This window comes from Pseudomonas sp. DCA-1, assembly GCF_046523955.1.
Taxonomy (GTDB): Bacteria; Pseudomonadota; Gammaproteobacteria; order Pseudomonadales; family Pseudomonadaceae; genus Aquipseudomonas; species Aquipseudomonas putida_Y.
The window spans coordinates 1,718,649-1,741,303 of record NZ_CP169881.1; the positions used below are offsets into that span (position 1 = coordinate 1,718,649).

Genomic DNA, 22,655 nt, shown 5'->3' on the forward strand with positions numbered 1-22,655 from the left:
CAGGGCTCCTTTGTGGAAGATCAATCAATTGGCCCGGCGGTAGGTGAGCAGCACGATGCCGCACACCACCACCGCGCCGCCGACCAGCTGCACAGTGCTCAGGTGCTGGTCGAGCAAGGCCCAGCCCAGCAACAACGTGGCGATGGGTTCAACGTTCATTACCGGTGCGTTCTGCGCCATGTTCAGGCGAGGGACACAGACGAACAGCAAGCTGAAGGCCAGGCCATACAGCACTACCAGAGTGGCCAGGGCCGCCCAGCCACTGCTGCTGCCTGGCAGTGACAAACCGGATGGGATCACCCCGCTTGTGCCTGCAACCAGCATGCTGGAGAACACGATCAGCAGGGTCAGCAGGCTGCGTACAGGGCCGCGCACGGCAGCCAGTTTTTGGTCGGTGATCCACAAGGCACAGGCAAAGGCACAAGCCGCGCCGAAAGCCAGGCTTACCCCTAGTGCCCAGTGCGGGTTGGCCGCAGCGCTGTCGGCCAGGTGTGCCGGCACATCCAGCGCCAGTACCAGGCCGCACAGAATCAGGCCCATGAACAACACCGTGCGGCCGGTGGGGCGTGCACCGCCCAGTGCCCAGGTGAGCAGCGCCAGCAGCATCGGGAACGTGTTGCCCACCAGCAGCGCCAAGGCTACCGGAATGCGTGCGACTGCCGAATAAAGGCACAGGCTTTGGGTGGCGATCAGCAGGCCGAGCAGCAGTTGCCAGTGCCGGGTACCGGCGGGCAGGCTCAGGGCCTGGCGTTGCCACAGCAGCAGGCAGGCAAGCACCAGCAAGGTAATACCTGAACGGCAGAGAATGGCCAGCAGCACGCCGGTGCCGTCGTCGAATGCGATGCGAGCGGCAATGTGGTTGCCGGCGAATGAACAGGCCAGCAGGGCCAGCAAGGCGATTGCCAGTTTGCGCGGGAATAGAGGTACAGCCGAGGAGGGGGCAGCCATGTGCAGGATCCGTTGCAGGTAGGGCCAAGGGGGCTGCTTTGCAGCCCATCGCAGCCCCGGTTTTATTTACAGCACCACACTGGGCAGCCACAGCGAGATGGCCGGAATGTAGGTCACCGCCATCAGCACCATGAACAGCGCCAGGTAGAACGGCAGCATTGCCTTGATCGTCGACTCGATGCTCACCTTGCCGATGGCTGAGCCGACGAACAGCACGGCGCCCACCGGCGGTGTGATCAGCCCGATGCCCAGGTTCACCAGCATGATCATGCCAAAGTGCACCGGGTCCACGCCGATACCGGTGATCACCGGCAACAGGATCGGCGTAAGAATCAGGATCAGCGGCGCCATGTCCATCACCGTGCCCAGCAGCAACAGCATGAAGTTGATGCACATCAGGACCACATAGCGGTTGTCCGAGAGGGTCAGAAACGCCGTGGTGATCTTTGACGGGATCTGCATCAGCGTCATCACGTAACCAAAACTGGCAGCAAAGCCGATGAGGATCATCACGATCGAGATGGTCCGTACCGTGCGGTGCATCAGCTTGGGCAGGTCGCGCCACTTGTAGTCGCGGTAGATGAACATGGTCACGAAGAACGACCACACCACCGCCACTGCTGCCGATTCGGTCGCGGTGAACATGCCCGACAGAATGCCGCCCAGAATGATCACCATGGCCATCAGGCCCCACAGCGCTTCGCCGGCTATCTTCAACGCCTGGCGCATCGGGATCACTTCACCCTTGGGGTAGTTGCGCTTCTTGGCAAAGATCAGGCACAGGCCCATCATCACGGCGCTCAGCAGCAACCCGGGCATCACACCTGCCATGAACAGCGAGCCAATGGAAACCGTACCGCCCGCCGCCAGCGAGTACAGCACCGAGTTGTGGCTGGGCGGAGTCAGCAGCGCCTGTACCGAGCCGCTGACGGTCACGGCGGTGGAGAACTCGCGCGGGTAGCCTTTGCGCTCCATCTCCGGGATCAGCACCGAACCCACCGACGCGGTGTCCGCCACCGACGAGCCGGAGATTGCGCCGAAGAAGGTCGAGGCCATGATGTTGACCAGCGACAGCCCGCCACGCACGAAGCCCACCAGTACCCCGGCAAACGCCACCAGTCGCCGTGACATTCCGCCTTCGGCCATGATCGCACCGGCCAGCACGAAGAACGGAATCGCCAGCAGCGAGAATTTGTTAACCCCACTGGCCACCTGGATCATCATCGCCTGCAGCGGGATGTCGATCCACCAGGCGCCAATCAACGCCGACAGGCCCAGGGCGTAGGCCACTGGCATGCCCAGCAGAATAAGGGCAATGAAGCTGCCCAACAGAATGAACGCATCCATTTATGCTGCTCCTTCGTTTTCTTCCAGGTGGTCGAAGCGCACTACCTTGCGGTGGCTCTGATCGCCCAGCAGGAGCCTTTCCAGCACAAAGACCAGGGTCAGCACGCCACCGATCGGGATCGGCGCATAGGTCATGCCCACCCGCACCCCCGGCAGTGACGCCAGAAACTGGTTCCAGGTGGTGATGCACAGCTTGGTGCCGTAGTAGGTCATGAACACGCACACCAGAATCATCAACACTTGCACCAGTAGCGCGGCCAGGCTGCGCTGCAGCGGTGGCAGGCGGTCGGTGATCATCGTCACCGCCATGTGTGCCCCGGCCCGGTAGCTTGCGGCGGCGCCGACGAAGGTGAACACCACCATCAGCAGGATGGCTACTGGCTCCGGCCAGCTGGCGCCGGTGCCGAGCACGTAGCGGGCGAAGATGCCCCACGGAATGATCAGTGACATGGTCAGGATCGACAGGCCGGCAACCCAGGTGCAGGTGCAGTACAGCGTGTCGTTCACACGCAGGAACAGGTTTTTCATGGGCATCACCAAAGCGGCAATGCGGCGGGCGCCGCGCTGCCGAGGTCGTTCGGGAAGGGGCGCGGTTACTGGACAGCGTTGATACGTTTCATCAGGTCGGCGTACTGCGCGCCGTATTTTTCGCGTACCGAAGCGGTGGCGTCGTAGAACGGCTTCTTGTCGACGGTAATGAACTCGACACCGGCGGCCTTGAGCTTCTCTTCGCTGGCGGCGGTCTTGGCATCCCACAGCGCGCGCTCTTCCATCTGTGCTTCACGCGCCACCTTCTTCACCAGCGCCTGCTGCTCGGGGCTGAGCTTGTTCCAGGTGGTCTTGGACATCACAACCGGCTCCGGGAGGATCAGGTGGCCAGTGAGGGTGTAGTACTTGGCGCTCTGGAAGTGGTTGTGCTCAAGTAGCGTGGGCGGGTTGTTCTCGGCACCATCGATCACGCCAGTCTGCAGGGCACTGAAGATTTCCCCGGTGTCCATGGCGATGCCGTTGCCGCCCATGGCGTTCATCATGTCGATGAACAGCGGGTTGCCCTGTACGCGAATCTTCATGCCCTTGAGGTCTTCCAGGCTGCGTACCGGCTTTTTCGTGTAGATGCTGCGCGAGCCCCCATCCATCCAGGCCAGGGCTACCAGGTTGAAATCGGAATTGGTGATCTTGTCGAGAATTTCCTGGCCGATCTCGCCGTCGATGATCTTGCGCATGTGATCATGGTCGCGGAACACGAACGGCATGTTGAACACGTTCACATCCGGCACCACCGGGCCGACTATCCCTAAGCTGACACGGGTCATTTGCACGGCACCGATCTGTGCCTGTTCGATCACTTCCTTTTCAGAACCCAGAACGCCGCCGGCGAACATCTTGAAGGTGATTTCGCCATTGCTGGCGTCTTCCAGCTTTTTACCCATGTTCTGTTCCGCCACCACGGTCGGGTACCCGGCCGGGTGAATTTCGGCGAACTTGATGTCCAGCGCCGAAGCAGGCATGGCCACGCTGAAGGCGAACGGGAGTACGGCAAGGAGCAGCTTGCGTTTGAACGTCATGATGAAACTCCGTGGTTTTTATTATCTGGTTTCGTGGGTACAAGTGTGGGTATGGCTAGGGGGCGTCAGCCCCGGTAGGCAGGTTCCTCCAGGCCCTTGGTGCCAGGGTCGAGGGCAAATACCCCGCCAGCCAGGGGCTGGTCGCTGAGGTCGATGCCCATGGGGCGGATCGAGGTAACGTACAGAATGTCCAGGCTGGCGCCGCCAAAGGCACACATTGCCGGCTTTTTCACCGGCACGCGGAGCGATCGGTCGAGGCGACCTTCGGGGGTGAAACGGTGGATCTGCCCGGCGTCGTTGCCGCAGATCCAGTAGCAGCCGTCCTGGTCGATGGCGGCACCATCCGGGCGGCCGGGGTAGTCGCGCATGTCGATGAACAGCCGTTTGTTGTGCGGTGTGCCGCTGTCGATGTCGTAGTCGAAAGCCCACACCTTCTGCACGTTCGGGTGCGAGTCGGACAGGTACATGCGCATGCCGTCGGGGCTGAAGGCCAGGCCGTTGGGCACGATCATGCCGTCCTGCTGCAGGTGCAGCTGGCCTTCGCCGTCCAGCCGGTACAGCGCGCCCACGTGGGCACCTTGCTGCATGTCCAGCAGCATGGTCCCGGCCCAGAAGCGGCCCTGACGGTCGCAGCGGCCATCGTTGAAGCGCATGCCGGCCTGAGCGTGCTGCACGTTGCTGAGCAGCCGGCTGTCCAGGCTGCCGTCCGCCATGGCCTGGAGCTGAAAGATGCCGCTTTCCATGCCCGCAACCCAACCCTGACCGCTGCGGGCTATACAGGCCAGCATCTCGTCGCCCTGCCAGCACTGGTGTTTGCCATCGGCCGCTTGCCAGCGATGCAACTGGCGAGCGGGAATGTCTACCCAGTACAAGGCCTGTTCACCGGGGTGCCACACAGGGCTTTCGCCGGTACCGTTGCGGGCGTCGACGATTAGTTCGCAGTTCATGCCGTGCCTCTTGGCTTGGGGTCAGTTGAACGGGCCGGCCACGGCGAAAGCGCCGCCTTGGTAGACCATGCTCGGGTCATCGGCGGCAGGGGCCGGTTGGGCCTCCACGGCAGCGCGGAAGGTTTCGGAGCTGTCCTTGGGTACATAGCCCAGGTGCGCGGCATGGCGGTTGTCCCACCACACGGTGCGATTGTCGGACGCGCCATAGACAATGGTGTGACCAACGCCGGGGGTGGACAGCCCGCGTTCGATCAACTGCACCAGGTCGTCGTAGCTCAGCCAAGTGCAGAGCATGCGCGGGTTCTGTGGCTGCGGGAACGACGAGCCGATGCGAATGCTGACGGTCTCGATGCCGTAGCGGTCAAAATAGAAGCTGGCCACATCTTCGCCGTAGCACTTGGACAGCCCGTAATAGCTGTCGGGACGGCGCGGCGCGTGAGCGTCGATGCGCTCATCCTGGCGATAGAAACCGATGGTGTGGTTGGAGCTGGCGAAGATGATGCGCTTGACCCCATGCTTGCGCGCCGCCTCGTACACGTGGAACACGCCGCAGATATTCGGGCCGAGAATCTCTTCGAAGGCGTGCTCGGTAGAAACCCCGCCGAAGTGGAGGATGGCGTCTACGCCCTCGACCAGGGCATGCACCGCAGCCTTGTCGGCCAGGTCGCAGGTAATGACTTCTTCATGCGGGCCCGCGGCCGGGGCCATGGGGCTGATATCAGACAGGCGCAGGACCTCGGCGTAGCCTTGCAGGCGTTCGCGAAGGACCTTGCCCAGGCCGCCTGCGGCTCCGGTGAGCAGCAGGCGATTGAAGGGAGTAGTGGTCATGGCCAGCTCTTGTTGTTAATTGTTGTAGGTTGTCGTATGACTTGGCTGATTATTGGCGGTGGTTCTGTGTGTTGTCAATGAGGCTTGGGCGGCTTTTGCCGGCCTTTTCGCGTGTAAAAATACGAAAGGCCTGCGCGGTCGCCCTTAGGAGCGGGTTTACCCGCGAAGAGGCCGGCCCTGCTGGCCAATCTCCACCCGTCGTTCACCGTTGCCGCCACCACCGTATTCGCGGGTAAACCCGCTCCTACACCTGATCAATGGTGGACACAGGTCGGTGGTTGGGCGCAGGCCGTTGTAGGAGCGGGTTTACCCGCGAAAGGGCCGGCCCTGCTGGCCAATCTCCACCCGTCGTTCACCGTTGCCGCCACCACCGTATTCGCGGGTAAACCCGCTCCTACACCTGATCAATGTTGGACACAGGTCGGTGGTTGGGCACAGGCCGTTGTAGGAGCGGGTTCACCCGCGAAAGGGCCGGCCCTGCTGGCCAATCTCCACCTGTCGTTCACCGTTTCCATCGCCACCGTATTCGCGGGTAAACCCGCAGGTCTTGATCAGAGCAGCGACAATGGATAGTTGAAGATCAACCGGTTCTCATCGAACTCGTTATTGCTGTAATCCCGGCGAATCGACGAGTTACGCCATTTCACGCTCAAATCCTTGAACGCCCCGCTCTGGATCACATACGCAAGCTCCGTTTCACGCACCCACTCCTTGCCATCGGTCACGCCCCCGCTGTGCACATCGCGCCCGCTGATGTAGCGGTTCATCAGGGTCAACCCCGGTACCCCGACGGTGACGAAGTTGAAGTCATGGCGCACCTGCCACGAACGCTCGTTGGCATTGTCGAAGCTGGAGTTGTAACTATCGTTGGCCAAGGTCCCGCCACTGGTGCCGTTCACCCGCATCCAGGTATCACCATCGACTTTCTGCAGCCCCACCCAGAAGGTGCTGCCGCCGTACTTGGCCGAGAACATCCCCGAGTAGGTCTTGTTGTCCAGCTGCCCGGCGCGCTCGGAGCCGTCCTCGTCGCCATGGAAGTAGCCCAAGTTCGCACCCAGGGTCCAGTCACCCACCGGCTGGCTGTGGCTCAGTTGCAGGTATTGCTGCTGGTACACGTCCTTCAGCACCGCATTCCAAAGCCCCACCAGCGTGCGGTCCTGGTTGAACTTGTACTCGCCGCCGACGAAGTTGAAGCGGTCCGACACGCCGCCGCCGTAGCTCATGTCTTCCATGCTCGCGTCGTTACGCGGGCTGTTGCCGCGGAACTGGCCGCCGTACAGGGTCAGCCCGGCGATTTCGTTGGAGGTCACCTGCCCGCCACGAAATGTTTGCGGCAACGAACGCCCGTCGTCCGAACGCAGAATCGGCAGCACCGGCATCCATTCACCGATCTTCAGTTCGGTCTTGGAAATACGCGCCTTGCCCGCCACTGCCAGGCGCCCGTAATCGTCGGCTGGCCGGCCATCGTCATGGCGAGGCAGCAACGCCGTACCATAAGTGCCGCCACCACCGTCGAGCTTGACCGACCACATCCCCAGCACATCAACGCCAAAGCCGATGGGCCCTTCGGTGAACCCCGAGCGGGCATCGAGAATGAAGCTTTGCGTCCACTCCTCGGCCTTGCTTTGCGGGTTGCTGGGGTTGGTGAAGTTGCGGTTGATGTAGAAGTTGCGCAACCCGAGGGTGGCCTTGCTGTCTTCGACAAATCCCGCAGCCAGGCTGGTGCCCGGCAGGCCGGCGATAACCCCGGCGCCAAGCAGGGCGAAGGGCAGGGTGTGGCAGATTTTCATTATTGTTGTGCTCCCTAAGGGTGTGGCAGCCCGTCCACCGGGCACGCGCAAGCGGCCTGCGGTAGGGGCGGGTAGATAACGGGCCGGTCAGGGCCAGGGGTGAATGCGCGGTAACCGGGCGCTACGTACTGGCTGGGGTACGCGAGCTGGCCGGGGGAAGAGGGGTGTGCAACAGGCGTGGGTGCAGCGGGATGGGTGTCGACATGGGTTCGTCCACGGATTGTTGTTTTTGTTATGTGTTGTCGTACAACTATGGGCGATTATTAGCAGGGGGGAAGTGGGCTGTCAACGGCTGATCGCAGAGCAAATAGGGTCCTGGACGCCAAAACTGAGCTGCAGAGGCTCTACCCTGAACGCGTTGCAGACATACTACAACTGTCTTGCTCCATGCCACGCCCGTACACGATCTACTGGTAGGAGCGGGCTTGCCCGCGAACACGGGTAAAGCCCATGCCATCCACCCCATCGGCTGCCTCGCACCGCAAACCGGGGACAGGGTTACAAATCAAATCGGATCAGTGGTGGTCCCATCCCCGAGCCTGCGCTATCTTCAGATCTGGCCTCGCCCTTGACCACTTAGACTGGCATGTCCAGTCCCGGCATCCTTGCTGGTGCCGTACCCCTCCTGTCGGCAGGGGCGAGGCCTCTTCATTTGAAGGGAATGGCGCTGTGGTCACTTCCGGCAGACAAACTGCCATTGCAGAATAGCCAAGATCAGTGCATTGTAATGACAATCGTCTTTACATGAGGGCTATGTCATGGCTTCTATCAATATCCGCGTCGACGATGATCTCAAAGCCCGCGCCTACAAAGAGCTCGATCGCCTCGGTGTCACCCCCTCCGAACTCATGCGCCAGGCCCTGCAATATGTAGCTGAGCGGGGCAAGCTACCCTTTCGGCCGGTCCTGATGACCGAGGAAGATGAAGACCTCATTGCCACTGCACAAGAGCGGCTTGCTTCTCCGCAGCGCGTGAGGGTCCAGCTGGATGACCTATAGCCTCGACTTCGATGCCCGCGCATTGAAAGAGTGGAAGAAGCTGGGCGATACCGTGCGTCAGCAGTTCAAGAAGAAACTGGCAGAGGTCCTGCTGAACCCTCGAATCGAGGCAAACCGCCTTCACTCGCTGCCGGATTGCTACAAGATAAAGCTTCGCAGCAGTGGGTACAGGCTGGTTTATCAGGTCATTGACCAAGAGATCGTGGTTTTTGTCGTCGCTGTCGATCGTCGTGAAAGAGACCAAGCTTACAAAAAGGCTGCTGAGCGACTTGAGTAGGCTTCAAGGATTTGGCGGTCCCAGGTCGCAATCTCAAGGTAAATCACCGCCTCAAAGCTAGAGCTCTACTTCTGTGGGAGCGGGCATGCCCGCGAAGAATCCAACTCGGTGTATGGCACCGGCTTCGCCGGTGTTCGCGGCGGTTCAACGCCTCGATGAACCCGCACAGGTCCCCCATCAGCCCAGAGGGCTCATTGCCAAGTCAGGCAGACCAGCTTGCCGGGTAATCCCGGCAAACTGCGATCTCTGTAGGAGCGGGTTCACCCGCGAAGAGGCCAGCACAGGCAATACAATGCCCGCTAAACCCCATGCATCCGCAGCGCCCGCTGAGCGCACTCACGCCAGCTCAATTTGCGTTTCTCAGCCGGCCCCTGCAGCTCCACTTCCCCGGCCAGCACCACCGGCATATCCCGCATCTTCACCCAAGGCTCACTCTGCCAATACAACAACGTAGCGCTGCGTCCACCAGGCCAGCACATCTGCCCCAGCCTCGGCGCATCGTCCACCCCACCTGCCTGAATATCACGCAGTACCGCTACCACTTCATGTGTCAGCCACCGGCGCAAATGGCGGTTCTCCGGTACATGGTGATGCGCCAGCAAGGTATAGGCCCCGGACTCACTGACCATGGTGGTCTCCTGGTACTTGCCATAGCGCAGCAGTTGCACCGTGCGGTACTGATCCGGGTCAAGCTTGCGCATGCAGTGTTCGTCGAAAAAGTGACCGCTCAGCCGGCCGAGTTCGTGGGCGCAGAACCAGGCTTGGGATTCGAGCCAGAGAGTGTGGAGAGGGCGGTTGTGGCGGGTGAAGAGAGAGGGTTTTTGAAGGTCAGTCATGGCTGGCCTCCGTGGTCGTTTGAGCATGGCACAGGCGAGACGCATGTGCGAAAAGCCTGTAACTATCGGATTTGACGTAAGCGCTCCATAAACCCCACCTAACCAAAGATGGGCAGCGCACCTAGCTGTGTATGTGAGGTGTGCAATTCCATGGCAGTAGCGCTTCGTAGTCTTCGACTGAGCACGCCTGCGGCAGGCGTTCCAGTGCGTGGCGCAGCCACGCATAGGGTTCTTGGCCGTTGGCTTTGGCCGTTTCTACCAAGCTGTAAAGTTGTGCGCTGGCAGTGGCACCTTTGGGCGTGTCACTGAACAACCAGTTCTTTCTCCCGATGACAAACGGGCGGATCGCACGCTCGGCCGCGTTGTTGTCCATCGGCAAGTAGCCGTGCTCGACGTAGCGTTCCAATTTGCTCCAGTTGCTGGCCAAGTAACCGATGGCCTTGCCCAAGGCATTCTGCGTCGTGACCTGAGGTTGCGTTTTCTCTACCCAGTTTTTCAGCTGAGTCAGCAATGGCAGGCTGCGCTCCATGCGGGCAACCTTACGATCTTCGTCGTCACTGTCCTTCAAGTCGCGCTCGACGCCATAGAGCTTATTGATCAGGTTCAATGCGATGTCAGCGCGTCCTGTTTTGCCCTTGGGCTGTACTTTCTGCGCTTCGACGAACTTGCGGCGCGCGTGCGCCCAGCAGCCCAATCGCTCCAGCCCGTCCTGTGCGGCCAGCGCGTTGTAACCGGCGTAGTCGTCGGTCATGACATAGCCGCGATAGCCGTCCAGCAGGCGCACCGGCACCTCCTGCGCTCGGCTGGTGGCGTAGTCGAAAAGGATCACCGGGCGATCAGGTGGGCCGCCGGTTTGCACCCACATCCAGGATTGGCTGCTGGGCTCACGACCAGGCTCTTTCAACACCTGCACACGTGTTTCATCACAGTGGATGATCCGACTGTTCAACAGGCTTTCGCGCATCAGATTCAGCAGCGGCTGAAAGTGCTCGCTGCATTGAATCACCCAGCGTGCCAGGGTCTGGCGCGGGATATCGATACCGTGACGCCCCAGCACTTTTTCGAAGCGGTGAAGCGGCAAGCCGTCTACGTATTTGGTGGTCAGCAGCATGGCCAGCACACTCGGGCTGGCCATGCTTTTCTCGATCATCTGGGCGGGCTTGTCCGCCGTTACGGGCGCTGACTCGCAGTCCCGGCAGCCGTACACCTTGCGAACATGTTTGATGACGCGAATCTGCATCGGGACGATTTCAAGTTGTTCGCTGACTTCTTCACCGATGGCATGTTTACGGCAGCCACAAGCGCAGGTCAGTTCATGCTCGGGCAGTTCGTGGACAACTTCGATACGCGGCAAATCAGCTGGCAGCGGCTTGCGCTTGCCACGGCGTTTGGTTGGCGCAACGACTTCTTCGTCGTCAGCCTCATCCAAGGGCTCGGCCAGGCTTTCCGCTTCGTCGAAGAGTGGCAACTGTGGTGTCGCCGTATCGCCAGTCTGCTCGGTCTTGCGCCCGAACAAGCGCTGGCGCAACAGCGCAACTTCCTCTTCGAGATGAACGATCTTGCCCTTGTCGGACGCGCGCTCGTGGATCATCTGCTCAAGCAGTTGCTTGAGCAGAACAGGATCGTCAGGGAGGTTTTCGGGCATGGAAATCATGCCGCGGATTATACCGAATCAGGCGACGTATCGAGGCGTCAAAACCTGATGCGGACGGTTGCGCCAGAGGTCGAAGCCATCGAGTAGCCAGTTCAGTTCCTGAACGGTCAGGACAATGGCGACGTCAGTCGGATCAGGTGAAGTTTTGAAACGTTCGGACTCCAGGCGTTTGAGCCAGAGGCAGATGAATCGCCCCTGGTTTCGTAGACACCTCCAAGCCTCATAATGAGGCCCAAATAGGAGGTGCCATGAGTCGTCAGCGTTACCCCGAAGAATTCAAGATCGAAGCGGTCAAGCAAGTGACCGAGAAAGGCAAACCTGTCGCCGATGTCGCCCAGCGCCTGGGCATGTCCGTGCACAGTCTTTACGCCTGGATCAAGGTCTACAGCAAGCCCCAAGAGCAGCGTCAGCAAGACGACGATCAGCAGGCCGAACTGCGCAAGCTACGCGCTGAACTCAAGCGCGTGACGGAAGAGCGAGACATCTTAAAAAAGGCCGCCGCGTACTTTGCCAAGGAGTGCGGCTGAAGTACGCCTTCATCAAGAAGCACTCGACTGATTACCCGGTGCGGCGCCTTTGCCAAACCCTCAAGGTGCACCCCAGCGGCTATTACGCCTGGCTGGCCGAGCCTCAATCTGCCCGAGCAAAAGAAGATCAACGTCTGCTTGGCTTGATCAAACACGCTTGGCTGGAAAGCGGAGGTGTATACGGCTACCGCAAAATTCACGATGACCTGCGTGAGCTGGGAGAGGAATGCGGCCGAAATCGAGTCAGGCGCTTGATGCAGGCGGAGGGGCTGCGTTCTCAAACGGGCTATCGGCGGCGTCCAGGGTTCTATGGTGGAAAACCAACAGTGGCCTCGCCCAACCACCTCGCGCGGCAGTTCAAGGTAAGTGAGCCGAACAAGGTCTGGGTGACAGATATCACTTACATCCGCACCTATGAAGGGTGGCTCTACCTCGCGGTAGTGCTGGATTTGTTCTCACGCCAAGTAATTGGTTGGTCAATGAAGCCAAGGATGTGCAGCGACCTGGCTATCGACGCGATGTTGATGGCTGTTTGGCGACGCAAGCCTCAGCAGCAAGTTATGATTCACTCAGATCAAGGTAGTCAGTTCAGTAGCTCGGATTGGAAAAGCTTTTTGAAGGCCAACAATGTAATCAGCAGCATGAGCCGGCGGGGAAACTGCCACGACAATGCCGTAGCCGAGAGCTTTTTCCAGCTTTTGAAGCGAGAGCGAATCCGACGAAAGATCTACACAACCCGTGAAGAAGCCCGAAGTGATATTTTCGATTACATCGAGATGTTCTATAACCCTAAACGCCGACACAGCAGTGCTATGCAGCTGTCTCCAGTAGAGTATGAGAAACGCTATTTCCTGAGCTTGGAGAGTGTCTAGAAAACCAGGGGCGATTCAGAGTGCGACTTAATCTGTCGCACCCGGGTTACCTAATTGATCTTCTTAATGCTGTTTAAGTGATTCTCATGTTGAAAAACTCATCGGCCTAGTGGGGAAGGGTGTGGCCCGTGCGCAAGCAAAAATAGTGCGAGTTCTGAAAAGTATTTCAAGCGTTGTACGTTTCAGCCTTGGACACTGCTTTTGCTAGCTAATGGCTGCAGCTTGTTAATTTTTCCTTGAGCTGGCGAGCGTCTTGCGCGCGCTTTGTATACTGTCTTTAATGCTGGTTGACCTAGGGTTTTGCGCTTTCCGTACACACGATCCTCATAGTAGGTATCGCCAATCGTGTGGTAGATGATCGAGTTTGGCACTTCATTGTCACCGAAGCCTACCTCTAGTTTGGCGAGTGCCTCGGTGCGCCATTTCCTGGACCGGTTAGCATGAGGAGGGGTTGATATAATAATTTGTACAATTCGTATTTGCTCATCCCGTTGACAGCATTCCAGAAAATCTAGGAGCGCCCGCGGGGTGGCCAGCAATATAACGCCGAAGGTGAGCTTGGGGTCCCCTTGTTGCTTAGTATGAACCTGGAAGAAGGTTTCGCTTGTATCAACTCTAGGCCAACTCTTGTGGCTGGGGTCGACCTTGCCTATAAGAGTGATGACCTCTTCCTGGGGATCTGAAACAAACACGGCTTGAAACCTCAATCGAAACGAAAACGGAGTGGGGTCGTACTGGTTATTTAGGAGTACAACGAATTTTCTCATATATGCTGTATGCAGCATAGCGTTTGAGTCCGCATCAGGGCTTTATCGTTCCTTTTGTGGGTAACCAGATGGAACGCAAGTTGGCTTTTGGCTCCGCGCTAAGGGAGGTGCGGGTACGAAAAGAGATCGCACAAGAGCAGTTGGGGGCGAGCCAATCATTCGTTTCCACAATTGAGCGTGGCATTCGCAGTCCAACGATCGAAAAAATGGAAGAATTTGCGGAGCGACTAGGAGTGAATCCTGCGACCCTGATTGTCTTGATGCAGGTCGGTCAGGAGGGCGATGTAGATGAGCTTCTTGCAAAAATCCGGGATGAAATCAGAGCGCTGAAGCAGGTAGGGGTTTAGTCGTTCTTCGGCTTATACGAAAAAGCCACCTTGGCCTTTGCGGCTCAGGTGGCTTTTTTCATTTAATGCGCTTATTTGGTGCGAGAATTCGGAAAATCTGAAATTCGTTCGGTTCTCGCTGAAAAATAAGGCCCTTTGGAGATCAATCCCAGCTCAACGCCCCACCAGTCTGATACTCGATCACACGCGTCTCAAAGAAGTTCTTCTCTTTCTTCAAGTCCATGATCTCGCTCATCCATGGGAACGGGTTGGTAGTCCCCGGATACTCTTCCTTCAAACCAATCTGGGTCAAACGACGGTTGGCAATGAACTTGAGGTAGTCCTCCATCATCGCCGCGTTCATGCCCAGCACGCCGCGTGGCATGGTGTCACGGGCGTATTCGATCTCCAGCTGGGTCCCTTGCAGGATCATCTGGGTCGCTTCTTCCTTCATCGCCGCATCCCACAGGTGCGGGTTTTCGATCTTGATCTGGTTGATCACGTCGATACCGAAGTTCAGGTGCATCGACTCGTCACGCAGGATGTACTGGAACTGCTCGGCGACGCCGGTCATCTTGTTGCGGCGGCCCATGGACAGGATCTGGGTGAAGCCGCAGTAGAAGAAGATGCCTTCCAGTACGCAGTAGTAGGCGATCAGGTTGCGCAGCAGCTCTTTGTCGGTTTCGACGGTGCCGGTGTTGAATTCCGGGTCGGAGATGGCGCGGGTGTACTTCAGGCCCCAGGCGGCTTTTTTAGCGACCGACGGGATCTCGTGGTACATGTTGAAGATCTCGCCTTCATCCATGCCCAGCGACTCGATGCAGTACTGGTAGGCGTGCGTGTGGATCGCCTCTTCGAAGGCCTGGCGCAGGATGTACTGGCGGCACTCCGGGTTGGTGATCAGGCGGTACACGGCCAGGGCCAGGTTGTTGGCAACCAGCGAGTCGGCGGTGGAGAAGAAGCCGAGGTTGCGCATGACGATGCGGCGCTCGTCTTCGGTCAGGCCGTCCTGGCTCTTCCACAGGGCGATGTCGGCGGTCATGTTGACCTCTTGCGGCATCCAGTGGTTGGCGCAGCCGTCCAGGTACTTCTGCCAGGCCCAGTCGTACTTGAACGGTACCAGCTGGTTGAGGTCGGCGCGGCAGTTGATCATGCGCTTTTCATCTACTGCAACGCGGGCCGAGGAGCCTTCCAGCTCGGCCAGGCCTTCGGCAACGTCGAGGGCGTCGAGGGCAGCCTTTGCACGTTTGACGGCTTCGGAGTCAGAAGCGGTGGCCGCACGGGCCTCCAGGGCGGCGGCACCACCGGCGCTGTCGAGCTTGTCGAGGGTGGCGGCGGCAGCGGCCTGCGCAGGGGTGTTGCCTTTGGCGGCTACTTCGCCGTCTTCTTTGTCGAATTCGTCCCAGCTCAGCATGGTTTGGCTCCTGCTTGAGGGTCGCCCAGAGGCAACCGGTTGGATTTAAAGAATGTGATGCCTGACGCAAGGCCGTAACGGCGAATGGACAGCTCGAGAGGCTGACTCTCGTTTACATCTGAATGTGTTCTGGCTTGTACCTGGCCAGACCTCTGGGAGGGGCCAGGACAATTGAATAGGTGCTCTTTTCAGAGGGCGCAAAGTATACCGGAATTCACCTTCGATCGGGGCGCGGGTGTTGCCGGCGAGGGTAACTTTTTCGACCGGTTTGGCGTGCGTCCGTTCACGAAACAGGTGGCTTCTTCTACGGGGGGAGAGTGTAGCGCCAACCTATATGTTGTGCCAGTTTAAATTTCAAGGCACATCATATGGTGTTTCTTGAGGGCTGCGTTGGCGAAACCGGCCTCACCGCGGGCTTGCCGGCGATGAGGCCAGCTACCACTAGCTACGGTGGGTATACAGCGTTTCGACAATGTGTGTCTTGGGGTGCTTGCGTGCCTGTTCCACCGAGGTGAAACGGCCGGTTTCTGCGTTGCGACCAATCTTGCGAGATGCCAGTTTTTTCCGCGCCATGGGCTTACATCCTTTTTGAGAGGTCCTGTTCTTTTACCGAGCTGCGTGAACAGTGGGCAAAGGGCAAGGTTTCTCTGAGGCGCGGATACAAAAATGCCGCGCGAGGCACCGTTGGGCACCCCGCGCGGCATTCAGGCCTTACTGGCAGGCTTCGCAGTCAGGCTCGTCGATCGCGCAGGCCTTCGGCACTGGCGCAGGGCCGGCTGCCTGGACCGGGGCGCTGTCGCCACCGCTGGAAACGGCGTTGAGCTTGCCGGTGTTGATGGTCGACTTCTCGGTGCTGGTCGCGGCCAGGGCACGGAGGTAGTAGGTGGTTTTCAGGCCACGGTACCAGGCCATGCGGTAGGTCACGTCCAGCTTCTTGCCCGAGGCGCCGGCGATGTACAGGTTCAGCGACTGAGCCTGGTCGATCCACTTCTGGCGACGGGAAGCCGCGTCGACAATCCACTTGGTCTCGACTTCGAACGCAGTGGCGTACAGGTCTTTCAGCTCTTGCGGGATACGCTCGATCTGCTGTACCGAACCGTCGTAGTACTTCAGGTCGTTGATCATGACCGAGTCCCACAGGTCGCGGGCCTTGAGGTCGCGAACCAGGTACGGGTTGATCACGGTGAATTCGCCCGACAGGTTCGACTTCACGTACAGGTTCTGGTAGGTAGGCTCGATCGACTGCGACACGCCGGTGATGTTGGCGATGGTCGCGGTTGGTGCGATGGCCATGATGTTCGAGTTACGAATACCTTTCTGTACGCGGGCACGTACCGGCGCCCAGTCCAGGGTTTCTTCCAGGTTGACGTCGATGTACTTCTGGCCACGGGCCTCGATCAGGATCTGTTGCGAATCCAGCGGCAGAATGCCCTTGGACCACAGCGAACCCTGGAAGGTCTCGTAGGCGCCGCGTTCATCGGCCAGGTCGCAGGAAGCCTGGATGGCGTAGTAGCTGACCGCTTCCATCGACTTGTCGGCAAATTCGACGGCAGCATCGGAGCCGTAAGGAATGTGCTGCAGGTACAGCGCATCCTGGAAGCCCATGATGCCCAGGCCGACCGGACGGTGCTTGAAGTTCGAGTTACGCGCTTGCGGCACCGAGTAGTAGTTGATGTCGATCACGTTGTCGAGCATGCGCACGGCGGTGTTCACGGTGCGTTGCAGCTTGGCGGTGTCCAGCTTGCCGTCGACGATGTGGTTCGGCAGGTTGATCGAGCCCAGGTTGCAGACCGCGATCTCGTCCTTGTTGGTGTTCAGGGTGATCTCGGTGCACAGGTTCGAGCTGTGGACCACGCCCACGTGCTGCTGCGGCGAACGCAGGTTGCACGGGTCTTTGAAGGTCAGCCATGGGTGGCCGGTCTCGAACAGCATCGACAGCATCTTGCGCCACAGGTCTTTGGCCTGGACGGTCTTGAACACCTTGATCTTGTTGTACTCGGTCAGGGCTTCGTAGTACTCGTAGCGCTCTTCGAAGGCCTTGCCGGTCAGGTCGTGCAGGTCTGGCACTTCCGAAGGCGAGAACAGGGTCCACTTGCCGTCATCGAAGACACGCTTCATGAACAGGTCAGGGATCCAGTTGGCGGTGTTCATGTCGTGGGTACGACGGCGGTCATCACCGGTGTTCTTGCGCAGCTCGATGAACTCTTCGATGTCCAGGTGCCAGGTTTCCAGGTACGCACACACGGCGCCTTTGCGCTTGCCGCCCTGGTTGACTGCTACGGCGGTGTCGTTGACCACTTTCAGGAACGGTACGACGCCCTGCGACTTGCCGTTGGTGCCCTTGATGTACGAGCCCAGTGCGCGCACAGGGGTCCAGTCGTTGCCCAGGCCACCGGCGAATTTCGACAGCATGGCGTTGTCGTGGATCGCGTGGTAGATGCCCGACAGGTCGTCCGGCACGGTGGTCAGGTAGCAGCTGGACAGCTGCGGGCGCAGGGTTCCGGCGTTGAACAGGGTCGGGGTCGAGGCCATGTAGTCGAACGACGACAACAGGTTGTAGAACTCGATCGCACGGGCTTCCTTGTCTTTTTCTTCCAGCGCCAGGCCCATGGCCACACGCATGAAGAACACCTGCGGCAGCTCGAAGCGCACGCCATCCTTGTGGATGAAGTAGCGGTCGTACAGGGTCTGCAGGCCCAGGTAGGTGAACTGCTGGTCGCGCTCGTGGTTGATCGCCTTGCCCAGTTTTTCCAGGTCGAAGTCGGCCATGGCCGGGTTCAGCAGCTCGAACTCGATGCCTTTGGCGACATAGGCCGGCAGGGCCTTGGCGTACAGGTCGGCCATCTCGTGGTGGGTGGCGCTGTCGGCTACATTCAGGAAGCCCAGGCCTTCGGCGCGCAGGGTGTCCATCAGCAGGCGTGCGGTAACGAACGAGTAGTTCGGCTCGCGCTCGACCAGGGTACGGGCGGTCATTACCAGGGCGGTGTTGACGTCCTTGATGGCTACGCCGTCGTACAGGTTCTTCAGGGTTTCGCGCTGGATCAGGTCGCCATCGACTTCGGCCAGGCCTTCGCAGGCTTCGCTGATGATGGTGTTCAGGCGGGCCATGTCGAGCGGCGCCAGGCTGCCGTCAGCCAGGGTGATGCGGATGCTTGGGTGCGGTTCGACCACGGCGTCGGTGTTGGCGCGGGTGGCACGCTCCTTGGCGCGCTGGTCACGGTAGATCACGTAGTCGCGGGCGACTTTCTGCTCACCGGCGCGCATCAGGGCCAGTTCGACCTGGTCCTGGATTTCTTCGATGTGGATGGTGCCACCCGATGGCATGCGACGCTTGAACGTAGCGGTAACCTGCTCGGTCAGGCGCGCGACGGTGTCGTGGATGCGCGACGAGGCGGCGGCGGTACCGCCTTCAACTGCGAGGAACGCCTTGGTGATGGCCACGGTGATCTTGTCGTCGGTGTAAGGGACGACAGTGCCGTTGCGCTTGATCACGCGCAGTTGGCCAGGGGCGGTGGCAGCCAGATCCGGGTTGGAATCGGCGGCCTGCGGCACCTGGGCCTGCGGGTTCTCGCGAGTTGTGTCGGTTTGCATGGGTGGGTGTCTCCACAATTTCTATATTGTTCAGGCGCCCTAGGGCGCCCACCGTTCCGTCCACTTGCTCGATGGCCCCGCGGGGATGCGCAATGCATGCGCATCCGCCCGCACGGGCGTACCGACTTCGGGACAGACTCAGGAATAAGGGGCAATGGCTTGCCGCTCCCTGGCCGAAGTCAAAGGTTCTGGGCGGAGCCCAAAATCTGTTGCTGATGGATGCCAGGCCTGGCCTGCAACACCCATGCCCGAACAAGACCCTGGAGGGGCTTGCCTCGGTCGCCTCCGCAGGAGCGGTTTGGCTGCTGAAATCACTTCAAGTTCCGCCCGGAAAATCGCTTGATCTTGCGGGTTGACTTTTGTGTGTGATTTTGCACGAACCCCTATATCTAGTGGTTCGCTGCGATCGGGATACAAGATAATGCGGTATTGGGGGCTTTGCAAGGCGATCGCCTGTGGATAACGTGTGCGTACTTTGTGAGTGAATGGTGGGTATTCGCTGTAGGCCTTGTGCCAAGTGGTTTGCAGTATTTTTCTGCAACGTGACGGCCTTGGGCAGTTTTTTTCGGGCGCGAACCCTGTCACAAAAAACGGTTCAGTTGAGGGGGCGGTAGGGCATGGTTGAAGATCTGGGTGCCTGTGAGATTGAGCGCCGCCCGCGCGGCGCATCGCGAGCTGCGCTCGCTCCTACGTTTGTTTCTGGCCAGTTACGCCTGTTACAGGCGCGCGCGACCGCTTTGTGTGTACGACACGATATCGCGCCGTACGCCAAGGCGTTCGCGCGCAAATCCCACAGGAATGATTGGCCCGAAACAAACGTAGGAGCGAGCGCAGCTCGCGATGCGCCGCGCGGGCGGCGCTCGATCTCGCAGGCCCCACCCATCTACATTCATACTCTCAGCTGCCCTGACACGATCCCAAGAACAACAAGGCCAAAGCCATGGACCACCCCATACCCCGCATCCTCATCGTGGAAGACGACCAGCGCCTCGCCGAGCTCACTGCCGAATACCTGCAGGCCAATGGTTTCGAGGTCGCGGTGGAGGCCGATGGCGCACGTGCCGCGAGGCGCATCATCGACAGCCAGCCCGACCTGGTCATCCTCGACCTGATGCTCCCCGGCGAGGATGGCCTGAGCATCTGCCGCCGGGTGCGTACCCAATACCCCGGGCCGATCCTCATGCTCACCGCGCGCAGTGATGAACTCGACCAGGTTCAGGGCCTGGACCTGGGGGCCGACGACTACGTCTGCAAACCCGTGCGCCCACGCTTGCTGCTGGCACGTATCCAGGCTCTGCTGCGCCGTAGCGAAACCGTGGATAGCAAGCGCCAGGACCTGGCCTTTGGTGCGCTGCGTATCGACAACCGCCTGCGCGAGGCGCACCTGGGCGAGCAGTTGATCGAGCTGACCGGCGCCGAATTCGACCTACTCTGGCTGTTGGCCAGCAACGCTGGCCGGGTGCTGACCCGCGAACAGATCTTCACCGCACTGCGTGGCGTGGGCTACGACGGCCAGGACCGTTCCATCGACATCCGCATCTCGAAAATCCGCCCCAAGATCGGCGATGACCCGCTTCAGCCGCGGTTGATCAAGACCCTGCGCAGTAAAGGCTACCTGTTCGTCGGCGAGGCACCATGAACAATTCGATCTTTCTGCGCATCTACGGCGGCATGCTGGCCGTGCTGGTGCTGGTAGCCTTGCTTGGCGTGCTTAGCCTGCACCTGGTCAATGAAGTGCGCGCTGCCCAGCATCGGGAGAGCCTGGCCCAGGGCACTTTCAGCCTGATGGCCGACAACCTGGCAGTGCAGAATGAAACCCAACGCAAGCGTTCGCTGCTGATCTGGGAGCGCCTGCTTGGCGTGCCGTTGGCGCTGCAGCCGCTGAGCGCACGCAGCCTTGACGGCAGCCAGCGGGCGCGCCTGTACCGTGGCCTGGTGGTGGTCGAGAAGATTGGCCCGCATGCGGCGCAAGTGCTGCGCAAGGTGGGCCAGGAAGACCTGATGCTGGTCGCGCAGATCAAACAGATCAGCGAGCAGCTGGCGCGGGCCACCCTCTATTTACTGGCCGACGAGCTGGTGCGCTACCCGGTAACCGAACAGCAGCAGCGCCTGGCACAGATCAAGCAGGAAAAAGGCTTCGGCTTTGGTGTCGCCTTGCAACGTATCGAGCGGGTCGGCCTGGACGATGACCAGCGGCGCCGGGTGGAGGAGGGGGACACGGTGATGGCGCTGGGCAAGGATGGTGACTCGATCCGTGTCTTCGCCGGGCTGACGGGCTCGCCATGGGTACTGGAAATCGGCCCGCTGTACCAGCTCAACCCTTACCCGCCGCAGTTGCTGATCCTGATTGCCTTCCTGGGGCTGTGCCTGATCGGCCTGGTGGTCTACCTGCTGGTGCGTCAGCTGGAGCGTCGTGTGTCAGGCCTGGAGATTGCTGCCACGCGCATCGCCCAGGGCAGCCTGGACACCCGCGTGCCGGCCGGCGACGCCGACTCGGTGGGGCGCCTGGCTGCTGCCTTCAATGGCATGGCCGAGCACCTGCAGCGTTCGCTGACCATGCAGCGCGAGCTGGTGCGAGCGGTGTCCCACGAGCTGCGCACGCCGGTGGCGCGCCTGCGCTTTGGCCTGGAGATGATCGAAAGCGCCACGAATGAACAGGCGCGGGCAAAGCACCTGGCGGGCATGGACGGTGATATCCAGGACCTCGACAAGCTGGTAGACGAGATGCTGACCTACGCCCGCCTGGAGCAGGGCGCACCGGCCTTGAAGTTCCAGCGGGTCGATCTGGATGCTTTGTTCGATCGGGTGATCGAAGAGCTGGCACCTTTGCGTGCCGAGGTGCGGGTGGTGCGCGGTGACTGCCAGGGCGCGGATGCCGAAGGCGCCTGGGTCGAGGCCGAGCCGCGCTACTTGCACCGTGCCCTGCAGAACCTTGTCGGCAATGCCATGCGCCATGCCGAGAGCGAAGTGCGCTTGAGTTATCAGCTGGGCCAGCAACGTTGCCGCATCGATGTGGAGGATGACGGCCCGGGGATCCCCGAGGGGTTCTGGGACCGCATTTTCACGCCCTTCACCCGCCTCGATGACAGCCGTACCCGTGCCTCGGGCGGGCATGGCCTGGGCCTGTCGATCGTACGGCGGATCATCTACTGGCACGCGGGCCGCGCCACAGTGGGCCGCAGCGAGGTGTTGGGCGGAGCCTGCTTCAGCCTGAACTGGCCAAGGCAGCAGGCACCGCTGTAAAGGTCAGACGCTGACCAGGCTCAGCAGGTGGCCGTCCTGCTGGCAGAACTGGCCTTGCAGCTCTGCGCCTTGCTGCCACTGCGGTGACAGGTCGGTGAGCAGGCGCAAGCGCGCCAGCCCTTCTGCGGACCAGTCGAGCACTTCTGCGTGTTCGAAGTAGAAGCGTTGGCGCGTCAGTGGGTACAGGGTCTTGAACAAGCTTTCCTTCAGCGAGAACGTCAGGGTGACCGTAAGCCCAAGCTGGCGGCGGTCCAAGCGCTCCAGTTCTGCCGGGGTGAGGATTTCGCCCATCAGCCGCTCGGCGCGTTCGTCATCCAGCAAGGCTTCCTGATCCAGGCCCAGACCTTGGCAGCTTTTTTCGCCGGCGACCACCGCGGCGGCCCAGCCCTTGCCGTGTGTGATCGAGCCATGAATACCGGCAGGCCAGATGGGCGAGCGGTCTTCGTGGGTGCCGGGCACGTAGTCGCGGCCGTCCAGGTGCTGCAGCGCGGCACGGGCACATACGCGACCGGCCAGGTACTCGGCCTGGCGCTTAGTCACCGAGCGCAGCAGGCTGGCACTGGGCAGTACGCCAGCGCGCTGGAAGTCGTCGGCGGCCAAGTGGGCAGGGTCGAAGGCGCAACTGACCAGCACCGCGCCGGGCAATGGGTGGGGCAGGGGCCAGTGGTGCTGGAGCGGGGCGCAGCAGGCGGGAAGTGTGTTCATGGCGGTTATTGTGCCAGCTG

Annotated in this window: 21 protein-coding genes; 6 read left to right on the plus strand and 15 right to left on the minus strand. The window is 60.4% G+C overall.

Features of this window, described 5'->3' with window-relative positions; all coding sequences use genetic code 11:
* Positions 1-24 precede the first annotated feature (24 nt).
* From ACE4QZ_RS08205 to ACE4QZ_RS08235, 7 genes are all read right to left on the minus strand, one after another.
* The gene (locus ACE4QZ_RS08205) at positions 25-948 is read right to left on the minus strand and encodes an EamA family transporter (protein WP_103462092.1); all 924 of its coding nucleotides are present in this window, start codon (positions 946-948) and stop codon (positions 25-27) included.
* 66 nt (positions 949-1,014) lie between these two features.
* Positions 1,015-2,295, minus strand: coding sequence for a TRAP transporter large permease (locus tag ACE4QZ_RS08210; RefSeq protein WP_021784476.1), 1,281 nt, complete (start codon positions 2,293-2,295; stop codon positions 1,015-1,017).
* The gene (locus ACE4QZ_RS08215; RefSeq protein ID WP_021784477.1) at positions 2,296-2,823 is read right to left on the minus strand and encodes a TRAP transporter small permease; all 528 of its coding nucleotides are present in this window, start codon (positions 2,821-2,823) and stop codon (positions 2,296-2,298) included.
* Between the two features lie 65 nt (positions 2,824-2,888).
* Positions 2,889-3,860: a TRAP transporter substrate-binding protein gene (locus ACE4QZ_RS08220; protein WP_021784478.1), complete on the minus strand. Its 972-nt coding sequence runs from the start codon at positions 3,858-3,860 to the stop codon at positions 2,889-2,891.
* A gap of 65 nt (positions 3,861-3,925) precedes the next feature.
* On the minus strand, positions 3,926-4,807 hold the full coding sequence (locus tag ACE4QZ_RS08225; RefSeq protein WP_021784479.1) for a glucurono-1,5-lactonase: 882 nt from the start codon (positions 4,805-4,807) through the stop codon (positions 3,926-3,928).
* Between the two features lie 21 nt (positions 4,808-4,828).
* Positions 4,829-5,635, minus strand: coding sequence for an NAD-dependent epimerase/dehydratase family protein (locus tag ACE4QZ_RS08230; protein ID WP_021784480.1), 807 nt, complete (start codon positions 5,633-5,635; stop codon positions 4,829-4,831).
* Positions 5,636-6,186: 551 nt separating this feature from the next.
* The gene (locus ACE4QZ_RS08235) at positions 6,187-7,425 is read right to left on the minus strand and encodes an OprD family porin (RefSeq protein ID WP_021784481.1); all 1,239 of its coding nucleotides are present in this window, start codon (positions 7,423-7,425) and stop codon (positions 6,187-6,189) included.
* Between the two features lie 758 nt (positions 7,426-8,183).
* Here ACE4QZ_RS08235 and ACE4QZ_RS08240 point away from each other — a divergent pair.
* The gene (locus tag ACE4QZ_RS08240) at positions 8,184-8,423 is read left to right on the plus strand and encodes a type II toxin-antitoxin system RelB/DinJ family antitoxin (protein ID WP_103463479.1); all 240 of its coding nucleotides are present in this window, start codon (positions 8,184-8,186) and stop codon (positions 8,421-8,423) included.
* The gene (locus tag ACE4QZ_RS08245) at positions 8,413-8,700 is read left to right on the plus strand and encodes a type II toxin-antitoxin system RelE family toxin (protein ID WP_103463480.1); all 288 of its coding nucleotides are present in this window, start codon (positions 8,413-8,415) and stop codon (positions 8,698-8,700) included. The genes ACE4QZ_RS08240 and ACE4QZ_RS08245 overlap by 11 nt, the downstream gene beginning before the upstream one ends.
* 299 nt (positions 8,701-8,999) lie before the next feature.
* Here ACE4QZ_RS08245 and ACE4QZ_RS08250 read toward each other — a convergent pair whose 3' ends face one another.
* From ACE4QZ_RS08250 to tnpB, 3 genes are all read right to left on the minus strand, one after another.
* Positions 9,000-9,536: a Bro-N domain-containing protein gene (locus ACE4QZ_RS08250; protein WP_103463481.1), complete on the minus strand. Its 537-nt coding sequence runs from the start codon at positions 9,534-9,536 to the stop codon at positions 9,000-9,002.
* A gap of 121 nt (positions 9,537-9,657) precedes the next feature.
* Complete coding sequence (locus tag ACE4QZ_RS08255; protein ID WP_029885958.1) at positions 9,658-11,190, minus strand: IS66-like element ISPpu13 family transposase; 1,533 nt, start codon at positions 11,188-11,190, stop codon at positions 9,658-9,660.
* 18 nt (positions 11,191-11,208) lie between these two features.
* Positions 11,209-11,466 carry an IS66 family insertion sequence element accessory protein TnpB gene (tnpB, locus tag ACE4QZ_RS08260; protein WP_410480455.1) on the minus strand — a complete coding sequence of 86 codons (258 nt, stop codon included), beginning with the start codon at positions 11,464-11,466 and terminating at the stop codon, positions 11,209-11,211.
* On the opposite strand from tnpB, the gene ACE4QZ_RS08265 reads away from it, so the two are divergent.
* Positions 11,439-12,589 (plus strand): IS3 family transposase gene (locus tag ACE4QZ_RS08265; protein WP_087535084.1). Its coding sequence is split into 2 segments (ribosomal slippage): positions 11,439-11,673 and positions 11,673-12,589, totalling 1,152 coding nucleotides; the frame shifts between segments, so codons are not numbered across the junction. The two genes, tnpB and ACE4QZ_RS08265, sit on opposite strands and share 28 nt — an antisense overlap.
* A 182-nt stretch (positions 12,590-12,771) precedes the next feature.
* Here the strand turns inward: ACE4QZ_RS08265 and ACE4QZ_RS08270 are convergent.
* A complete protein-coding gene (locus tag ACE4QZ_RS08270) occupies positions 12,772-13,374 on the minus strand; it encodes a hypothetical protein (protein WP_103462102.1) in 603 nt (200 codons plus the stop codon).
* 50 nt (positions 13,375-13,424) lie between these two features.
* Between ACE4QZ_RS08270 and ACE4QZ_RS08275 the strand changes: the two genes are divergently transcribed.
* Complete coding sequence (locus ACE4QZ_RS08275) at positions 13,425-13,703, plus strand: helix-turn-helix domain-containing protein (RefSeq protein ID WP_146257882.1); 279 nt, start codon at positions 13,425-13,427, stop codon at positions 13,701-13,703.
* Positions 13,704-13,845: 142 nt separating this feature from the next.
* Here the strand turns inward: ACE4QZ_RS08275 and ACE4QZ_RS08280 are convergent, their stop codons facing one another.
* From ACE4QZ_RS08280 to ACE4QZ_RS08290, 3 genes are all read right to left on the minus strand, one after another.
* Positions 13,846-15,096: a ribonucleotide-diphosphate reductase subunit beta gene (locus ACE4QZ_RS08280; RefSeq protein ID WP_003254823.1), complete on the minus strand. Its 1,251-nt coding sequence runs from the start codon at positions 15,094-15,096 to the stop codon at positions 13,846-13,848.
* Between the two features lie 441 nt (positions 15,097-15,537).
* Positions 15,538-15,669 carry a hypothetical protein gene (locus ACE4QZ_RS08285; protein WP_003254821.1) on the minus strand — a complete coding sequence of 44 codons (132 nt, stop codon included), beginning with the start codon at positions 15,667-15,669 and terminating at the stop codon, positions 15,538-15,540.
* 138 nt (positions 15,670-15,807) lie between these two features.
* Positions 15,808-18,687, minus strand: a complete 2,880-nt coding sequence (locus ACE4QZ_RS08290) for a ribonucleoside-diphosphate reductase subunit alpha (protein WP_021783305.1) — start codon at positions 18,685-18,687, stop codon at positions 15,808-15,810.
* A 940-nt stretch (positions 18,688-19,627) separates the two neighbouring features.
* On the opposite strand from ACE4QZ_RS08290, the gene ACE4QZ_RS08295 reads away from it, so the two are divergent.
* Positions 19,628-20,326, plus strand: coding sequence for a response regulator transcription factor (locus ACE4QZ_RS08295; protein ID WP_103444803.1), 699 nt, complete (start codon positions 19,628-19,630; stop codon positions 20,324-20,326).
* Positions 20,323-21,930 (plus strand): ATP-binding protein, encoded by a 1,608-nt coding sequence (locus ACE4QZ_RS08300; protein WP_021783307.1) that lies wholly within the window; start codon positions 20,323-20,325, stop codon positions 21,928-21,930. The genes ACE4QZ_RS08295 and ACE4QZ_RS08300 overlap by 4 nt, the downstream gene beginning before the upstream one ends.
* A 3-nt stretch (positions 21,931-21,933) precedes the next feature.
* Here the strand turns inward: ACE4QZ_RS08300 and ACE4QZ_RS08305 are convergent, their stop codons facing one another.
* Positions 21,934-22,635 (minus strand): 4'-phosphopantetheinyl transferase, encoded by a 702-nt coding sequence (locus tag ACE4QZ_RS08305; protein ID WP_021783308.1) that lies wholly within the window; start codon positions 22,633-22,635, stop codon positions 21,934-21,936.
* Positions 22,636-22,655: the final 20 nt, after the last annotated feature.